The sequence below is a fragment of the Paraburkholderia sp. genome (assembly GCF_034668105.1).
Lineage (GTDB): Bacteria > Pseudomonadota > Gammaproteobacteria > Burkholderiales > Burkholderiaceae > Paraburkholderia.
This window is the reverse complement of record NZ_JAXDPY010000334.1, coordinates 1-17,588: the sequence shown is the minus strand read 5'-3', so window position 1 is coordinate 17,588 and position 17,588 is coordinate 1. Positions and strand designations below refer to the sequence as shown.

The following is a 17,588-nucleotide window of genomic DNA, read 5'->3' as shown; positions in this document are numbered from 1 at the left end:
CAGCCGAGGTCCACACCGAGCCGTCGACGATGAAAATCCGATCGTCGTCGATACGGATATCGGGAAAGCGCTGCTGCAAGTCGCGAGCGTGGTACCAGTGAGTCGTGGCGTGCCGGCCGTGGAGAATCCCGGCTTCGGCCAGCACGAAGGCGCCGGTACAGATGCTGGTGGTGCGGCGCGAGGCGGGCAGCGCGTCGTTCAAAAAAGCCAGCAACGCCGGCGATGACGGCTCGATCTGCATCGAGCCCGTCACCACCACCGTGTCATACGCCGGATCGCCAAACGGCTGCGTGGCAATCTCGACGCCCGACGAACTACGCACCATGCCGCCCTGTTCGGAGATGACTTCCACCGCGTACTCCGGCTGTGCCGCCTCGAGGTTCGCCAGCTCGAACACGGAGATCGCCACCATATCGAGGATCTGGAAGCCGGGGAAAACCACCACGCCAATGCGCTTCATCGCAATGTCCCAAAACGAGGTAAATACGACATTTGAGACAACAGGCTACGCGCCTAGACTTCACTCGTCAACACCGCGTCGCCAACCAGAAGGCAGGGCGGCGGTGGCACCAGGTTTTCCCCATTCATCGATCAGGGCTCAGGCGTGACGCGCAAAGCCCGCAAGGAGAGCTTCACATGGCAACGCAAGCGAACAAGGGTACGGCATTGATCACGGGCGCATCGTCGGGCATCGGCGCGGTGTATGCGGACCGCCTCGCGCGGCGCGGTTACGACCTGATTCTGGTGGCACGCGACGTCAAGCGCCTGACCAGTCTGGCCGAGCGCCTTGCCGGCGAAACTGGCCGGCACATCGATATCGTTACCGCCGATCTGACCGACAAAGCCGACACGCGCCGCATCGAAGAACGTCTGCGGACCGACCGCAACATCACGATGCTGGTCAACAACGCGGGCGTCGGCGCGACGGCTTCGCTGATCGACTCGGACGTGGATCAGCTCGAACTTATGATCGACCTGAACGTGACTGCGCTGACGCGTCTGACGGCGGCGGTCGTGCCGGCTTTTGTGGAGCGGGGCAACGGGGTCCTGATCAATATCTCGTCGGTGGTCGCACTGTCGCCGGAGTTGCTGAACGGCACCTACAGCGGCACCAAGGCCTACGTGCTGAACCTGACGCAGTCGCTGCATCATGAAGTGGGCGGGAAGGGCGTGAAGCTTCAGGCCGTGCTGCCGGGCGCCACGAGCACCGCGTTCTGGGACCACGCGGGTCTGGCGGTCGAGAATCTGCCCGCGCAGATCGTGATGACCGCCGAGGACATGGTGGACGCCGCTCTCGTCGGACTCGATCAAGGCGAACTGGTGACGATTCCGTCCTTGCCGGAGGCAGCCGATTGGGAGCGCTTCAACACCGCTCGCCAGCATCTTGGGCCGAACCTGTCGCATAAGCTGCCGGCTGCGCGTTATGCGGCAGCGTAAGCAGCAGGTTGACGGGTAGCCGGGTGCGGTTTGACGACCTCACCGCCAATCCGTCGCCACGTCGTCGGGATCGACCAGCGTCAGTCCCGACGACGGCAGCGGCAACGCCGTCTTGTAGCGCACCTGCTTGAGCGCAAAGCTCGAACGAATATTGGAAATGCCCGGAATTTTCGTCAGATGATCGACGATGAAGCGCTCCAGCGTTTGCATATCCGGCATCACCACGCGCAGCAGATAGTCGGCGTCGCCCGTCATCAGATAGCACTCCATCACCTCGGGCCGCTCCGAAATCGCCTGCTCGAAACGTAGCAGCGCATCTTCCACCTGCTTTTCCAGACTCACCTGAATGAACACGTTGATGCGCAGTCCGAGTGGCTCCGGGTTCAGCAACGTGACCTGCTGCTTGAACAGTCCCAGCTTTTCCAAAGCACGCACGCGATTGAAACACGGCGTGGGCGACAGATTCACCGAGCGGGCGAGATCCGCATTGGTGATGCGCGCGTTCTGCTGCAACTGGCTCAGGATGCCGATGTCGATGCGATCGAGCCGTCTGGGAGGCGTGGTCATAGATGAAATATTCCGTGGCAGGCGCGAAATCTGGAATAAATAGCCTATCCGAGCACGCGATAACAAGCAAATGAGAGGCTCATTTTGTGACCACATGGGTACCATTGACTCATTCAATCTTGAACCGAATGCGTCGATACGGGAGTGGTGCCATGACGGATTTGTCCAGTGGTAGCGAGCACTTGCGGTCTTTGGATCTTCAGCGCGCTGAACGTGCTGAGCGGGAAGATACCGACCCGCAGGAAACCGCCGAATGGCTGGACGCGCTCGATGCAGTCGTCGCGCATGTCGGCCGTGATCGCGCGCAGTTCCTGTTCGACAAGCTCGCGGGGCATGCGCTGTCGCTGGGTGTCGAGTCGGCGCGGACCAACGTCACGCCTTATCAAAACACGATCCCGCTCGAGCAGCAGCCGCGCTATCCGGGCAATCTCGATCTCGAAGAGCGCCTTGCCGGCGCGCTGCGCTGGAATGCGCTGGCGATGGTGGTGCGTGCAAACCAGGCTTACGGCGAACTCGGCGGCCACATTGCAAGTTACGCGTCGGCGGCGGATCTGTTCGAGGTCGGCTTCAATCATTTCTTCCGGGCCGCGGCGCCCAGTGGAGAGGAGGGCACGGGCGATCTCGTGTACTTCCAGCCGCATTCGTCGCCGGGTGTGTATGCGCGGGCTTACCTCGAAGGCTTTTTGACCGAGCAGCATCTGCAGCATTACCGTCGCGAAATCGGTGGGCCGGGGCTGTGCTCGTATCCGCATCCGTGGCTGATGCCGGACTTCTGGCAATTTCCGACCGGCTCGATGGGCATTGGCCCGATCAACGCGATTTACCAGGCGCGCTTCATGCGCTATCTCGCCAATCGCGGCCTCGTGCAAACGGAAGGCCGCACGGTGTGGGGCTTTTTCGGCGATGGCGAGATGGACGAGCCGGAATCGACCGGCGCGTTGTCGCTCGCGGCGCGCGAAGGGCTCGATAACCTCGTGTTCGTGATCAACTGCAATCTGCAGCGCCTGGACGGCCCAGTACGCAGCAACGGCCGCATCATCGACGAACTCGAAGCGCATTTCATCGGCGCCGGCTGGAACGTGATCAAGGTGGTGTGGGGCTCGGACTGGGACGCGCTGTTCTCGCGCGACCGCACCGGCGCGTTGTTGCGCGCGTTCGCGCACACCGTCGACGGCCAGTTCCAGACTTTCTCGGCCAACGACGGCGCCTACAACCGCGAGCGCTTCTTCGGCCAGAACCCGGAGCTTGCCGCACTCGCCGCGCAATTGAGCGACGACGACATCGACCGCCTGCGCCGCGGCGGCCACGACGTGCGCAAGCTGCACGCGGCGTATGCGAAAGCGCTCGCGCATCGCGGCCAGCCAACGGTGATTCTCGCGAAGACGATGAAGGGCTTCGGCATGGGCACGACAGGCCAGGGCCGCATGACCACCCATCAGCAGAAGAAACTCGGCTTCGACGACCTGAAGGCGTTTCGCGACCGCTTCCGTTTGCCGCTGACGGATCAGGACGTCGAACAGGTGAAGTTTTACAAACCCGCGGATGACAGCCCCGAGATGCAATACCTGCATGCGCGCCGGGCTGCCTTGGGAGGCTATCTGCCCAGAAGGCGGAGAGTTGCATCGAAGGGGCTGATCGTCCCGCCGGTGTCCTCCTGGGGACAATTTGCGCTGGAATCGAATGGCCGCGAAATGTCCACGACGATGGCATTGGTCCGCATGATGACCGCGCTGCTCAAGGACCGTGAGGTCGGCCCACGCGTGGTGCCGATCGTCGCCGATGAAGCGCGCACCTTCGGCATGGCGAACATGTTCCGCCAGGTCGGCATCTATTCGCCGCTTGGACAGCTGTATGAGCCGGAAGACATGGGCTCGATGCTGTACTACCGCGAGGACACCAAAGGGCAGATTCTCGAAGAGGGCATTTCGGAGGCGGGCGCGGTGTCGTCGTGGATTGCGGCGGCGACGTCGTACAGCGTGCATAACCTGCCGATGCTGCCGTTCTACATCTACTACTCGATGTTCGGCTTTCAGCGTATCGGCGATCTGATCTGGGCGGCAGCGGATCAACGCGCGAGAGGTTTTCTGATCGGCGCGACGTCGGGCAAGACGACGCTTGGCGGCGAGGGGTTGCAGCATCAGGATGGCACGAGCCATCTGGCGGCATCGACGATTCCGAACTGCCGCGCGTACGATCCGGCGTTTGCTTATGAGCTTGCCGCGATCGTCGACGAGGGCATGCGCGAGATGGTCGAAGCGCAACGCGATGTGTTCTATTACGTGACGGTGATGAACGAGAACTATGCGCAGCCTTCGGTGCCGGATGGTGAATTGAAGACGCTGCGTGAAGGGATTCTTAAGGGCATCTATCCGCTGGCTGCGCAAACGCAAATGCAAGCGCAGGAAGCCGCTTCAATGAAGCAAGCGCAGGTGCAGTTGCTCGGGGCAGGCGCGATCCTCGGTGAAGTCATCGCTGCGCAGCAACTACTCAAGGGTGACTGGCAGATCGACGCCGCCGTATGGAGCGTGACGAGTTTCACGGAATTGCAGCGCGATGGGATGACGGCTGAGAGAAACGCGCGTCTTGGCGAGGCGACAGAAGCGCCGTATGTGACGAAAGCGCTTGAAGCCTCGCACGGCCCGATCATCGCCGCGACCGACTACGTCCGCGCGGTGCCGGAACTGATCCGCGCCTACGTGCCGCGCCGCTATGTAACGCTCGGCACCGATGGGTTCGGACGCAGTGACACGCGTCAGGCGTTGCGCGAGTTCTTCGAAGTGGACCGCAAGGCAATCGTGATCGCGGCGCTGAAGGCGCTGGTGGACGAGGGCGTCATTGATGCAAACGTGCTCGCCGAAGCGCGCAGCAAGTACCGCGGCGATCGACCCGTAGGCGCTGCTTCGTGGCAATGCTAGTGAAGTACGCAGCGCTGCTGAACCAGCGCCGCTTCAAGTAAAAACGCGCCCGGCAGCATGCCCGGGCGCGTTTTCATTCCGCCGCGCTTTAACCGCAGCGTAAAAAAGTCAGCCGCTCACCGCCACCTGATTCTTCCCATCCCGCTTTGCCCGATACAGTCCGACGTCGGCGGCTTCGATCAGTGTCGTCACCGGCTCCGTGGCGGACGGCACGATCATCGCCGCACCGATGCTGATCGTCACGACACCGCTCGCCGAGCCTGCATGCGGAATGTCCAGCGCCTCGATAGCGATGCGGATTTTTTCAGCCAGCAGCCGCAAGCCACCCGACGACGCCCCCGGCAACACCACCGCGAACTCTTCGCCGCCAAACCGTGCCGCGAGATCGGACGAACGTCCGAGGCACGACTCGACGGTGTGCGCGACCTGTTTCAGCACTTCGTCGCCGGCCACGTGCCCATAGGTGTCGTTGTAGGCCTTGAAGTTATCCACGTCGATCATCAGGAAGCCGAGGCCGGTCTTATCGCGCGTGCCGCGACGCCATTCAGCGGCCAGGTACTGATCGAGATAACGGCGGTTCGACAAGCCGGTCAAGCCGTCCGAATGCGTGAGCCGCTGCAGTTCCAGATTGGTTGCGAGCAACTGCTGTTGCGATTGACGCAGCGCTCGATAAGCCTCGTCACGTTGCAGCAGGTTCAGATACGAGCGCGAGTGATAGCGGATCCGCGCGATCAACTCGATGCGGTCCGGCAGCTTCACCAGATAGTCGTTCGCGCCCGCCGCGAAGGCCGCGCTTTTCACCAATGGCTCTTCCTTGGTCGACAGCACGATGATCGGAATATCGCGCGTGGCCGGATTCTGCCGGTATTGCCGCACGAGCGTGAGGCCGTCGGTGCCGGGCATCACGAGGTCTTGCAGGATCACCGTGGCACGGGTTTCCGCGGCGCACTGCACGGCCTCTTCGGGCGACGCGCAGTAGTGGAAATCGACGCTCTCTTCATCGGCGAGCGCCTGACGGATGGCCTCGGCGATGATCGCCTGATCGTCGACCAGCAGCACCATGATCGGGCACTCGGCCGCGGGCGGATTGCCGAGGATGCGCGCCAACGCGTCATCGATGGCGCTATTTGGCGCGTCCTCCGCGTACGCCTGTGCGTCCGCGTCGCGTGTCGCGAGGTCCGGCGCGGTGGCGTTCTGTTGCGGTTTGGAAGTGTCCATGTTGGTCAGCCAGAATAAATGTCAGTGAGTCGTAGCGAGCTAAGGTTCGATCGACCTGCGGTTAGTGTGCACCTGCCGGGCGCTAACGTGTACCTACCGCGCTCGCGAGCGCGGCGGCAATCCGGGGCAGCGGCAGGATCGCGGCGGCGGCATCGAGCGCCGCGGCCGCCTTCGGCATGCCGTACACGGCGCTGGTCGCCTGGTCCTGAGCGATCGTGTGATAGCCCTTGGTGCGCATCGCCTTGAGGCCGATCGCGCCGTCGCGGCCCATACCGGTCAGCAGCACGCCGATCGCCCGGGCCGGCCAGCGTGCCACGACACTCTGAAAAAACACGTCGACGGAAGGCCGGTACGGCGTTTCGGCCGGCACGCTCGTGTAGCCGAGCACGTTGGGCAGCTTCAGGTGCAGGTGGTCGTCGGTGGCGGCGAGCAGCGCGACGCCCGCTTGCGGCCGGTCGCCTTCGATGGCGATCCGCACCGGCAGCGCCGACTGCTGGTTCAGCCAGTCGGCCATGCCGGCGGCGAAGGCCGCGTCGACGTGCTGGACGATCACGATGGCTGCCGGAAAATCCTTCGGCAAGCCGGCGAGCAGCGTGGCGAGCGCCGCCGGGCCGCCGGCCGAAGCGCCGATCGCGACCAGCGGCGTGTCGCGACTCGTCACGCTCACCGGTCCTGCGGGCGCCGCGGAGCCTGACACGTTACGCTCCTTGACCAGCGCGGCGACGTGGTCGATCTTCGCGATCAGGGTGGCGATGCTTCTATGCGCGTCCGGCCCGCTCAGCGACGGCGTATCCACGGCATCGAGCGCGCCCGCGCCCATCGCTTCGTAGACGCGCCACGCGTTCGCGCCCACGTCGACGGTCACGATCAGGATCGCGCACGGCGCCTTCGCCATGATGCGGCGCGTGGCCTCGATTCCGTCGACGTTCGGCATCACCAGATCCATCAACACGATGTCGGGCCGCTGCGCGGCGCAGAAATCGACCGCCTGCTGGCCGTCCTGGGCGACCCACAGCACCTCGTAGTCCTGGCGCGCGGCAAGCGCGCGGCGCAGCGCCTCGACGGCGAGCGGCAGGTCATTGACGATTCCGATTTTCATCCGTTCTACCCGTAGGTTTAACCGTAAGCTTCGCCGATCAGATCACGCACTGCATCGAGCAATGCTTCGTCGTGGAAACTGCCTTTCGCCAGATAATAATCCGCGCCCGCGTTCAGGCCGGCGCGGCGGTCTTCTTCACGATCCTTGTACGAGACGATCATCACCGGCAGCGACTGTAACTGCGGATCGCGCTTGATGAGCGTGACGAGTTCGATGCCGTCCATGCGCGGCATGTCGATGTCGGTGATCACGAGGTCGAAGCGCTCGCCGCGCACCGCGTTCCAGCCGTCCATGCCGTCGACGGCGATCGTCACGTCGTAGCCGCGCGTCGCCAGCAGCTTGCGTTCGAGTTCGCGCACGGTGAGCGAATCGTCGACCACCAGCACGCGCCGTGTCGCGCGCTGTGCCATGAGCGCGGCGCCGAGCTGCGTGTGCTGCAGATCGCCTCCGGCGACGAGCTTCTCGACCGAGCGCAGCCAGTCGTCGACGTCCGCGATCAGCACCGGGTCGCCGTTTTCCATCAACGCGCCGGCGGTGATGTTCCTGATCTTGCCGAGGCGCGGGTCGAGCGGATGCACCACCAGCATCTGTTCGCCCAGAAAGCGATCGACCACCACGCCGAAGGTTTGCGCGCCGTCGCCGATCACGATCAGGTTGACGGTATCGGCTTCGTTGGCGGCCGGCGGGGTGTCGAGAATCTGATGCGCGGTAACGACGCCGATGCGGCGGCCGTCGAAGGCAACGTGCTGATGCCCTTCGAGCAATTCGATCTCCGCGCGGCGCACGTGCAGCGTGCGGTTCACGTGCGCGAGCGGCATCGCATACGGCTCGCCCGCGACTTCGACGAGCAGGCTGCGGATCACCGAGAGCGTGAGCGGGAGTTGCAACTGCACGCGCGTGCCGATGCCGGGTTCGTGCGTGATGCGCACCGTGCCGCGCACGCGTTTGACGACGTCGTGGACCGCGTCGAGTCCAACGCCACGGCCCGAGACCTCGGTGACCTGATCGCGCAGGGAGAAGCCTGGCAGGAACAGGAATTCGAGCAGTTCAGTCTCGGACAGGCGTGCGGCCGTTTCAGCGCTCGCCAGCTTTTTGCGGACAATCGACGCGCGCAATGCGTCGAGGTCGATACCCGCGCCGTCGTCGGTGACGGTGATGACCAGCGCGCCGGCGGTATGGCGCGCGTCGAGCGTGAGCGTGGCCTCTTCGGGCTTGCCGTGCGCGAGACGGTCGGCGGGCGCTTCGATGCCGTGGTCGATCGCGTTGCGCAGCAGGTGGCCGAGCGGCGCGTCGAGCAGATCGAGGATGTCGCGGTCGACCTGAGTCGATTCGCCGACCAGTTGCCAGCGCACCTTCTTGCCGAGCGAACGGGCGACGTCGCGCACCATGCGCGCGAGACCACCGGTGCCGTCGCCGAAGGGGCGCATCCGGCATTGCAGGGCGGCGTCGTAGAGCTGCTGCGACAGATGCGTCGAGCGGCGGTCGAAGCTCTCCAGATCGGCGAGACGCTCGGCCAGCAGATGTTGCGATTCCGCGGTGAGGCGGCGCAATTCTTCGAGCGCGGCGTGCGCGCGCGGATCGAGCTTCAGGTCGGCGAGCGTTTCGTGCAACTGATCCAGCGCGCGCGAGCCGTCACGTTGGACGCGTTTGACGCGCAGCATGGATTGCGCGAAGGGTTTGAGCCAGCGCGATTCGACCAGCGATTCGCCGGATAGGGAGAGCAGCCGGTCGAGGTTGTCGGCGCGTACGCGCAGCATGCGGCCGGGGTCGGTTGCTGGGGGGCTGGGTTCGTTCGAGGCGGGCACGGAGGCATTCGGTGCAGCTATCGCGGCGACCGACGCCGGGGCACTTGATGGTGCTGTTGAAGTTGCAGAGGCGGGCGCTGAGGCGGCCGCTGAGGCACTCGACGGAACGTTTGAAGTTGCAGAGCTGGCCGCTGAGGCGGACTCGGACGTACTTGCAGCCCTGCTCGCCGGTGCGGCAGAGGCGGGGGACGCCTCTGCGCGCAGCGCGTTGGCGAGCAGATTGAATGCGGCGTCGGCGTCGTGTCCAGCGCCGGCCGATACGATTGGCGATCCGGTGGCTACATCGGGTGCAGATGCGGGTGCAGCGGCGGCGATGCGAGCACGAGCCGGAGCAGGTTCCGGGGCAGGAATATCAGCAGCCGGCTGCAAAGCATCCCGCCGCATTGCCGCGCCATGCGGCACCACGCCCGCCATCCGCGCTTGCAACAACGCCACGCACGCGCCGACGGCATCACGCGCCGACTCGTCCTCGTCATTGCCGATGCGCGCAACGATATCGACACCGCGCAGCAACTCATCGATCCACGCAGCATCGAGCATCGCGCGCCCTTCCTGCGCCGCAACGAAACAATCCTCCATCGCGTGCGCGAGTTCGACACCGACCTGCACACCGACAATACGCGCCGCGCCCTTCAGCGAATGCGCCGCGCGCATGCAGGCTTCGAGCGCGGCGGCGTCGCGTGGCGAGCGGTCGAGGGCGAGCAGGCCGTCGTTGAGCACACGTGCCTGGGTCCGCGCTTCCTCGCGGAACAGATCGATCAACGACGGGCGGCGCGGGTCGTCCGTCATCCGAGACTCCGGTTCAAGGTATCGAACAACGCATCGGCGTCGAGCAAGCCAACCGTCATGCCGCGCCACGGGGCAACGGCGCGCGTGTGCGCAGCGGCCGCGTGCGAGAGCGTCGCGGGCGGCGGGCAAAAGCTGGAGACCGCGATCCGATGCACGCCGTCGACCTGGTCGACCGGAAACACCGCGTGCTCTTCGGCGCGCGAGACCACCAGCAAACGTGGCAGATCGTGACGCGCTCGATCGTCGCTCCCGGCAGTGTCGGTCTCGAAACCCAGCAGATGCGCGAGCGACAGACACACCAGCAAGTCGCCCTGCACATTCACCACGCCCAGCACCGCGCGATGTTGCCGATGCGGCAACGTACGAATCGGCCGCGTCTGCACGATGCGCTTGAAGATCGGCGTGGGCAGCGCGAGCCATTCGCCGCCGATACGGAAGATGAGGAACGATTCGCTCGCACCTTGTGCGTCGTGTCGTGGCTGCTGCGCCGGGATGCGGGCGTCATGCTGCGAGAGATCCACGAGCGAAATCGGACGCTCCAGCAATTCCGCCGCGGCCGCTTCGAACACCGGGCAATTCAGACAGCGCACGTATTCGACCAGCCGCTCGCACGACGAATCGCCACGCTCGCCGATGCGGTTCCAGCAATCGTCGAAGGTCACCGTGCGGTCCTCAACCACGTTGCGCTCCCTGTGCGCGCGACGCGCGTTCCATCAACAGACGCGCGCCGTTGCGATCGCCTTCGAGTTCGAGCAGTGTTGCCAGATGCGCGAGCGCTTCGGTGTGCTGTGGCTCGAGATAGAGCGCCTTGCGATAGTGGCCGCGGGCGAGGTTCGTATCGCCGCTGGCGTCCGCCAGCACACCGAGCAGGTAGAAGGCGTCGGCGTGCGGCGCGTGCTGTTCCAGATAAACGTTGATTGCGGTCGCGGCTTCCATCAGACGGCCCGCGTCGGCCAATGCATGCGCGGCTTGCAGCGTGTCGCGTGAGGCGTTGGTCGGTGAAACACCTTCCGGCGGCCTGTACGCCGAAGTCCCGTTAAACGGTGCCTGCGGTGACATGCTGCCGAACGGTGCGCGCGCAACCGGATCGGGCCACGCGAAAGGCTCCGCCGAGAACACTTGCAGCGGCGCGAGCGCTGGTACCGGCGCATGGGTCATCGCTAGCGCGGCGGCGGTGGCGAGCGGCGCGGTGTGCCAGCCATTGGCTTGCGCTTCACCCTCCGCGGCGCGGCGGAATGCAAACGCCAAAGGAATCTTCGCCGACTGCATGCCATGACGCATCAACAGCCCGGTTTCCGCCGGACCGACGAACAGCGTGCCGTTTTCGGCCAGCACGCCGTTGAGCGCGTGCAAGGCCGTCTGCCGTGCCGCGCGGTCGAAGTAAATCAGCACGTTGCGGCAGAACACGAAGTCGTAGACGCCGAGCGTCGTGGCGTCGAGTTGCATCAGGTTGGCGCGCGAGAACCGGACCGCGTCGACGATGCGCGGCGCGAGACGCCAGCCGTCTTCGGTGCGGGTGAAATGCGCGTCACGGAAGGGAAACGCATTGCCGCGAAACGAGTTGCGGCCGTACACGGCGCGCTGCGCGACGGCCAGCGAACGCGCGCTGATATCCATCGCGTCGATGCGCATGTGCGCGGCGTCGATGCCGGCGTCGAGCAGCGTCATCGCGATCGTGTATGGCTCTTCGCCGGTCGAGCAGGGCAGGCTCAGAATCCGCAGCGGTAGCGCGGTGCCGCGTTCGGCAAGGCGTTCACGCGCTAGACGTGCAAGCGCTTTGAACGCGTCGGCGTCGCGATAGAACCAGGTCTCCGGTACCACCACCGTTTCCACCAGCGCCTGCACGATGGCGGGCGACGCGTGCGCCGCTTCCCAGTAGTCGGCGAGCGTGGCGCCGGCGTGACCGTCCGCGCGCCAGGCGGCGACGCGCTGATCGACCGCGCGCTCGATCGCGCTATGACCGAGCGATGCTGCATCGAGCCCGATGGTTCGATGCAGCAGATCGGTGAAGCGCCGATAGAGCGGCGCGTTGTCGTGATGCGCGTTCATGCGTGCGCCTCGGGAAACAGCAGGGCTTTTACATCGTCGGGCAGCAGATGCTCGACGCGAATCCATTGCACCAGACCGCCTGCTTCGCTCGCGACCGGGCCCAGATAGCGCGCGTGCGGCATGTCGATGCCGGCATCATGGAACGCGTCGACAGGGAGGCGGAGGGTGCGCGTGGCGCCCTCAAGCAGGAGCGCGAGCAAGCGTACCGCACCGGCGTGCGGATAGCGCACCAGCACGACACGCGTCGACATCAGCTGCGCCGCCGGGCGGCCGAGCGCCAGCGCCGGCAGGTTGATCACCGGCAACGGCGTGCCTTCGTGATCGAGCACGCCCGCGACCCACGACGGCGCGCCCGGGATCGTCTTCGGCGGCGCCTGCGGCGTGAGCGGCATCACACGCTCCACCTGCGTCGCGTCGATCACGTAGCGTTCGCTATCGAGCGTGAAGAGGATGAAGAGCATCGGCGTGGGCTGTGGAAGGTGTAGGAGTGGGTCGGCGTCAGCGTGCTTCAATGAGCCCGCCGCGACGCGTCAGGCCACCACCTTGAAGCGCGACACGCCGGTGCGCAAACTATTGGCGACGTGCGTCAGATCGTCGATCGCCTGGGTGGACTGGCGCAGCGATTCCGCGGTCTGCTGCGCGGCCTCCGAGAGCTGCGTCAGCGCCTGGGTAATCTGCTCGGCGCCGGTGGCTTGCGTCTGCATGCCCTCGTTGACCATCGAGAAGCGCGGCGCGAGCGCCTGCACCTGCTGGATGATCTGCGTGAGATGGCCGCCCACGTTCTGCACGTCGAGCATGCCGCGCCGCACTTCCTCGGAGAACTTGTCCATGCCCATCACGCCCGCGGCCACCGCCGACTGGATCTCCTTGACCATCTGTTCGATGTCGTAGGTCGCCACGGCGGTTTGATCCGCGAGGCGGCGAATCTCGGTCGCCACGACCGCGAAGCCGCGGCCGTATTCGCCGGCCTTTTCTGCTTCGATCGCCGCGTTCAGCGAGAGCAGATTGGTCTGATCCGCAACCTTGGTGATGGTGGCGACAACCTGGTTGATGTTGCTGGCCTTCTCGTTGAGGATCGCGAGCTTCGCGTTGACCGAGCCGGCCGCTTCCATCACGAGGCGCATGGTGTCTTCCATGCGCGCGAGACCCGCGTGCCCCGTGCCCGCGAGTGCCGCCGACTGGCCGGCCACTTCGGACACCTCGTTCATGGTGCGCAGCAGATCGCGCGAGGTCGCGAAGATTTCACGCGAGGTGGCGCCGATCTCGGTGGTGGTCGCCGCGGTTTCGTTCGCGGTGGCTTGCTGTTCACGCGAGGTCGCGGCGATTTCCGTCACCGACGTGGTGACCTGGACGGCCGACTTCTGCGCCTGGCCGACCAGTGCGGTGAGCTCGTCGGTCATGCGGTTGAAGCCCGCTTCGAGCGCGCCGATTTCGTCCGCGCGGTTCAGTTGCAGACGTTGCGTGAGGTCGCCCGTGCGCATGACGTCGACGACTTTCAGTACCTTGGCCATCGGCGTGGTGACCGCGCGCAACAGCCAGTAACCGGCCAGCGCGGCGACGATGGCGGCGATCAGCAGCATCACGAGCAGGACGACACGGGTCGTCTCGACCGAGCTGCGGATGTTTTCGGCGGCCTTGTCGGCGTCGGCCTTGTTGTTGTCGACCAGTTTGCGTATTGAAAGACGGCCCGTTTCCCAGATCGACGTGAGCTGCGAATTGAAGATATGCGCGGCGTTCTCTTTCGAACTCGGCAGGACGTTCAGCAGGGAGGCCTGGATCGGCAGGTACTGCGTGTGTTGCTGACGGAAATCATTGAAGAAGTCACGATCGTCATTGCTAAAGATGGTCGCGCCGTACTCGCCGAGGAGCTTCTGAAGCGTCTGCTCGGTTTCTTGCAAACGTGCGGTGTCGCGCTTGACGGCGTCGGGGTCCGTGTCGACATAGATGAGACGCTGCGTAACGGTGTAGTTCTCGAACCATGCCGCGCGCATCGCGGTCGCGTAGTAGAGGCCGGGCATCGAATCTTCCTGCTGGCTCTTCGCGTCGCGGTCGATGCCGCCGATTTGTTCGAAAGTGACGATCGCCATTACCAGCATCACGATCAGCACGATCCCGAAGCTGCAGAGAATCCGTTGCCGGATGGTCCATTGTTTCACGCGCACGCCCCTTAACTTTTTGGCTTGGGCTCGACGCCCGATGTCGACTGGCGGTCTCGGGGTCGAAGGATCGGACAGCTTTGCGGGTCGTCGGATTTGTCCGACGGGTCATGCGGCGGATTTTACATTGATCGTGAGAATGGATGGCGAGGGGAGAAGGGAAGGCGGCAATTGAGTAGTTGGCGGCCGCTAGTCGACGGCACGCCATTTTGTGGTCGCGGCAAACGGCGAGAGGCAATGCCTGCGCGACGTTACATCGGTAATGGCCAGTTACCAACTGCAGCATCTATTTCTGCACGCACCCCACACAATCTGTTCCATGCCTGAACGGCGGGAGCGAAACATGAAAAAGATTGCGGTGGCGTTGTTGATGGTGGGGAGCCTGAGCGTAGCGGGGCAAGCGTCGGCTCATGGCAATGGCGGCGATGTGGTTGGTGCGCTGATCGGCGGTGCCGTGCTGGGCGCGGTGGTGACGTCCGCGTTGAATCCCGCGCCGGTAGTGGCTTATCAGCAGCCCGTCTATGCGCAGCCGGTTTATCAGCCGGCGCCTGTGTATGCCGGGCCGCCGCCGGGATATTGCTATGACCAGTACCAGCGTGCGTATGTCGCGTGCGGTGCGCCGCCGGCTGGACAATACGGATATCCGCAGCAGCCGCAACCTGGCTGGTAAGGCCGTGCGTTAGCACGGGTAGTTTCTTCGCGAGGCTTGCGCGCACCAGAGAAAAAGGCCGTCGCATGGTACGACGGCCTTTCTCGTTGAGCGTCCGCGCTCAGTGCTTGTGATGCAGCCACTCCGCATAGTGCGTGTCGAGCCAGCGCTCGAGGCGCTCCGGCTTCGTTTTCTGGCTGTAGTGGGACGCGGCCCACATCACCACGCCGACCAGCAGCATCACCGCAGGTCCCAGCAAATAAGCCAACATAGATTCAGACATGGAGCCTCCGTCTCGGCTTTCATCCACGCTTTAGTTTAGGCGATGAACGGCGGGAAAGAAGAATGATGTAATGGGGTCGGCTGGAGACGAGGTGGGATTGACGGGATCGGGCTGGTGGGAGGTGGAGTGAGATCGCAGAGAACCTAGTGGAGAAGATGTTTTTCTTTTAAGGATTTGGGCTTTCGGATTGTTGTTGTTTGTCTGTGTACCATCTTGTGCGCCGTCGGCTTATGGTGAAATGGGCTTCGGCAATGCGCGCATGAGATCCGCCGGACCTGCCGCGGAGAGCCGTTTGTACTTGTCGGCCAAGGCGTGCTGGATCATCTGCACGAGTCTGGTGGCGAGCCTCGCGACCGTCAGAGCGCGTTCGCCGGATTGCGCGCCGCACGCTCGATCTGGGCGTCGACAAAATCCGCCCACAGTTGCAGCGTCCGACGCTGCTCTGCGGCATGCCCGGCGTGGTCGTCCCCGCCTGAAGCGTCTTTGACGGCATGTGCCAGCGCATTATCAATCGAATCTGATGACTGCCCCATCTCGCGCAAATGGGTCGCGGCGGTGCGTCGGAAGTCATGTAAGACGAAATGCTCCACGGCGAGTCCGAGCGATTTGACGGCCTGGTTGAGCGTGCTTTTAGCGATCGGCCGATCGTCGCCCCTGACGCTCGGGAATACGAAATTCCGGCTGGTCTTCGTGTCCTGAAGCTCGCGAAGCAGGGCGACCGCCTGATGCGGGAGATACACCACATGCTCGCGGCCTTTGTTCATCCGCGCGGCAGGGATTGTCCATCGCGCTGCGGCGAGCTTGAATTCAGACCACGCTGCCTCGACGATGTCCGACTTCCGCACCATCGTTAGCACGAGCAGATGCAAAGCCAATTTCAACGGCCGCCGAATGTTCGATGCGTAGATTGCGCGGAGCATGGCGCCCATTTCGTCTGGCGCGAGCACGCGGGTGCGGCTGTCCGGCGTCGCGATGAAGCGGGCCGGGATGAGCGCTGCCGGATTGTCCGTGGCCAGCTGCCGGGCAATCAGGTACTCGTAGAGCCGCTTGACCGCGTTGCGCGTGTGCAGCGCCATTTTGGGCGAGCCACGGCTTTTGATCTGGTCGCAGATCGCGCGGATGTCGTCGGCCGTCACGGCTTTGATCGGCTTGGCGCCGATGGCCGGGAGAACGTCCTTTTCGAGCGCGCGCCGCGTGGTGCGCTGATACTCCGCCGATTTGCCGGCCATCTCCGTCGCGAGGTAAACCTCCGCTGCTTCGCGCAGCACCTCGGCCTTGCTCTCCGCACCGCGGTCGCGGCGCGCCGTGGCCGCCGGCGAGACTCCGTTTGCGACCATCTCGGCGTATTTCTGCGCTCTGGCGCGCGCGACTCGCAGCGAAATCATCCGGTAGTCGCCGATCGTGACGAGGGGCTGGCGCTTGCCCTTCAGTGAGTAGCGGAAGCGCCAGACTTTCGTGCCGCTTGTCATGATTTCGATGACGAGGCCGTTGCCGTCGGCGACGCAATACCGGGTGGCGCGGGGTTCAAGCGCGCGAATCTGCGTTTCGGTGAGGGGGGCGGCTAGTTTTGGCATGACGCATTGTTTGATGCACGGACAGCGATGATTCTAAACTGGGCAACGTCTGTGTACCAACAGAACGGCATAGTTTGCGTCAACAAAATGTGTCCGGTACGCGTTTGTGCGGCCAGGCCCGGCGGTGATCCCGTGCGTCACTGCGAGTCAGCAGGCTGGCATTCCGGTGATCTTGTTAAATGGCCTTAGGCAATGTAGATGGGCCCTGCGGGCCGTCTTTGGTTTCCGGACGAGTGACCAACTTCCGGCAATCGGACGGCGAAAACAGGGAGTCGCCTGCCAGCCGGTCACTTCCCGATACAAAACCGGCTGAAAATTACTCCGAGCAGATCATCCGAACTGAATTCCCCCGTGATCGAGTTCAGTTGATCCTGCGCGAGGCGCAGTTCCTCAGCGAACAGATCCAGCGCCTGAGCGTTCTGATCGGCGTGCGCAGCAGCCGTCGCCAGATGCTCCTGGGCCGCGCGCAGCGCAACCAGATGCCGTTCGCGCGCGAGGTACACGCTCTCCGCGCCGGCCTGCCAGCCGGCGATGCGCAGCAACTCCTCGCGCAGCAACGCGACGCCATCGCCTTGTTTCGCCGACAACCGCACTTCGCTGAGATCGAGATCGGCGTCCAGCGGGGTCACCGTCGGCACGAGCCCGGTCAAATCTGTCTTGTTGAGCACGCGCACCACCGGCACACCGCTCGGGAAACGCCCGGCGATCGTTTCGTCTTCGGCGGTCATGCCGGTTCGCGCATCGAGCAGATGCAGCACGACGTCCGCGCGTTCGATCTCATTCCACGTACGCGCAATGCCGATCTTCTCCACCTCGTCTTCGGTATCGCGCAGGCCGGCTGTGTCGATCACATGCAGCGGAATGCCTTCGATCTGGATGGTCTGCGCGACCTTGTCCCGCGTCGTGCCGGCGATCGGCGTGACGATGGCCAGCTCCGCGCCGGCCAGCGCATTCAGCAACGACGACTTGCCGACGTTCGGCTGTCCCGCCAGCACCACTGACAAACCCTCACGCAGCAACGCGCCCTGACGTGCTTCGCTCAGCACG

Annotated in this window: 15 protein-coding genes; 3 read left to right on the top strand and 12 right to left on the bottom strand. The window is 64.3% G+C overall.

Annotated features, from left to right (window positions below; genetic code table 11):
* Positions 1 to 460, bottom strand: a 460-nt coding sequence (locus QOC89_RS15320) for an AraC family transcriptional regulator (RefSeq protein ID WP_323045781.1), incomplete at its 3' end; no start/stop codon positions are given.
* Positions 461 to 636: 176 nt separating this feature from the next.
* On the opposite strand from QOC89_RS15320, the gene QOC89_RS15315 reads away from it, so the two are divergent.
* The gene (locus QOC89_RS15315; protein ID WP_323045780.1) at positions 637 to 1,437 is read left to right on the top strand and encodes an SDR family oxidoreductase; all 801 of its coding nucleotides are present in this window, start codon (positions 637 to 639) and stop codon (positions 1,435 to 1,437) included.
* Between the two features lie 39 nt (positions 1,438 to 1,476).
* Here QOC89_RS15315 and QOC89_RS15310 read toward each other — a convergent pair whose 3' ends face one another.
* Entirely contained in the window at positions 1,477 to 2,004 is a 528-nt protein-coding gene (locus QOC89_RS15310) for an Lrp/AsnC family transcriptional regulator (RefSeq protein ID WP_179735367.1), read from the bottom strand.
* Between the two features lie 152 nt (positions 2,005 to 2,156).
* On the opposite strand from QOC89_RS15310, the gene mdeB reads away from it, so the two are divergent.
* Entirely contained in the window at positions 2,157 to 4,919 is a 2,763-nt protein-coding gene (gene mdeB / locus QOC89_RS15305) for an alpha-ketoglutarate dehydrogenase (protein WP_323045779.1), read from the top strand.
* A 108-nt stretch (positions 4,920 to 5,027) separates the two neighbouring features.
* On the opposite strand, the gene QOC89_RS15300 is transcribed toward mdeB, so the two are convergent.
* The 7 genes from QOC89_RS15300 to QOC89_RS15270 all read right to left on the bottom strand — a co-directional run bounded on the left by QOC89_RS15300 (position 5,028) and on the right by QOC89_RS15270 (position 14,035).
* On the bottom strand, positions 5,028 to 6,137 hold the full coding sequence (locus QOC89_RS15300) for a diguanylate cyclase (protein WP_323045778.1): 1,110 nt from the start codon (positions 6,135 to 6,137) through the stop codon (positions 5,028 to 5,030).
* Between the two features lie 82 nt (positions 6,138 to 6,219).
* Complete coding sequence (locus QOC89_RS15295; protein WP_323045777.1) at positions 6,220 to 7,236, bottom strand: chemotaxis response regulator protein-glutamate methylesterase; 1,017 nt, start codon at positions 7,234 to 7,236, stop codon at positions 6,220 to 6,222.
* Positions 7,237 to 7,253: 17 nt separating this feature from the next.
* Positions 7,254 to 9,830 (bottom strand): hybrid sensor histidine kinase/response regulator, encoded by a 2,577-nt coding sequence (locus tag QOC89_RS15290; RefSeq protein ID WP_323045776.1) that lies wholly within the window; start codon positions 9,828 to 9,830, stop codon positions 7,254 to 7,256.
* Positions 9,827 to 10,510 (bottom strand): chemotaxis protein CheW, encoded by a 684-nt coding sequence (locus QOC89_RS15285; protein ID WP_323045775.1) that lies wholly within the window; start codon positions 10,508 to 10,510, stop codon positions 9,827 to 9,829. Before QOC89_RS15285 ends, QOC89_RS15290 begins: the two co-directional genes overlap by 4 nt.
* Positions 10,503 to 11,879 (bottom strand): CheR family methyltransferase, encoded by a 1,377-nt coding sequence (locus QOC89_RS15280; RefSeq protein WP_323045774.1) that lies wholly within the window; start codon positions 11,877 to 11,879, stop codon positions 10,503 to 10,505. The genes QOC89_RS15285 and QOC89_RS15280 overlap by 8 nt, the downstream gene beginning before the upstream one ends.
* On the bottom strand, positions 11,876 to 12,340 hold the full coding sequence (locus QOC89_RS15275; protein WP_323045773.1) for a chemotaxis protein CheW: 465 nt from the start codon (positions 12,338 to 12,340) through the stop codon (positions 11,876 to 11,878). Before QOC89_RS15275 ends, QOC89_RS15280 begins: the two co-directional genes overlap by 4 nt.
* Positions 12,341 to 12,409: 69 nt before the next feature.
* Positions 12,410 to 14,035 (bottom strand): methyl-accepting chemotaxis protein, encoded by a 1,626-nt coding sequence (locus QOC89_RS15270; RefSeq protein WP_323045772.1) that lies wholly within the window; start codon positions 14,033 to 14,035, stop codon positions 12,410 to 12,412.
* A 343-nt stretch (positions 14,036 to 14,378) separates the two neighbouring features.
* Here QOC89_RS15270 and QOC89_RS15265 point away from each other — a divergent pair, with 343 nt between their 5' ends.
* A complete protein-coding gene (locus QOC89_RS15265) occupies positions 14,379 to 14,705 on the top strand; it encodes an ecotin precursor (protein WP_323045771.1) in 327 nt (108 codons plus the stop codon).
* Positions 14,706 to 14,805: 100 nt separating this feature from the next.
* Here the strand turns inward: QOC89_RS15265 and QOC89_RS15260 are convergent, their stop codons facing one another.
* From QOC89_RS15260 to QOC89_RS15250, 3 genes are all read right to left on the bottom strand, one after another.
* Entirely contained in the window at positions 14,806 to 14,967 is a 162-nt protein-coding gene (locus tag QOC89_RS15260; protein WP_323045770.1) for a hypothetical protein, read from the bottom strand.
* Between the two features lie 356 nt (positions 14,968 to 15,323).
* The gene (locus tag QOC89_RS15255) at positions 15,324 to 16,541 is read right to left on the bottom strand and encodes a tyrosine-type recombinase/integrase (RefSeq protein ID WP_323045769.1); all 1,218 of its coding nucleotides are present in this window, start codon (positions 16,539 to 16,541) and stop codon (positions 15,324 to 15,326) included.
* 287 nt (positions 16,542 to 16,828) lie between these two features.
* A partial coding sequence (locus tag QOC89_RS15250) for a tRNA modification GTPase (protein ID WP_323045768.1) occupies positions 16,829 to 17,588 on the bottom strand: 760 nt, incomplete at its 5' end.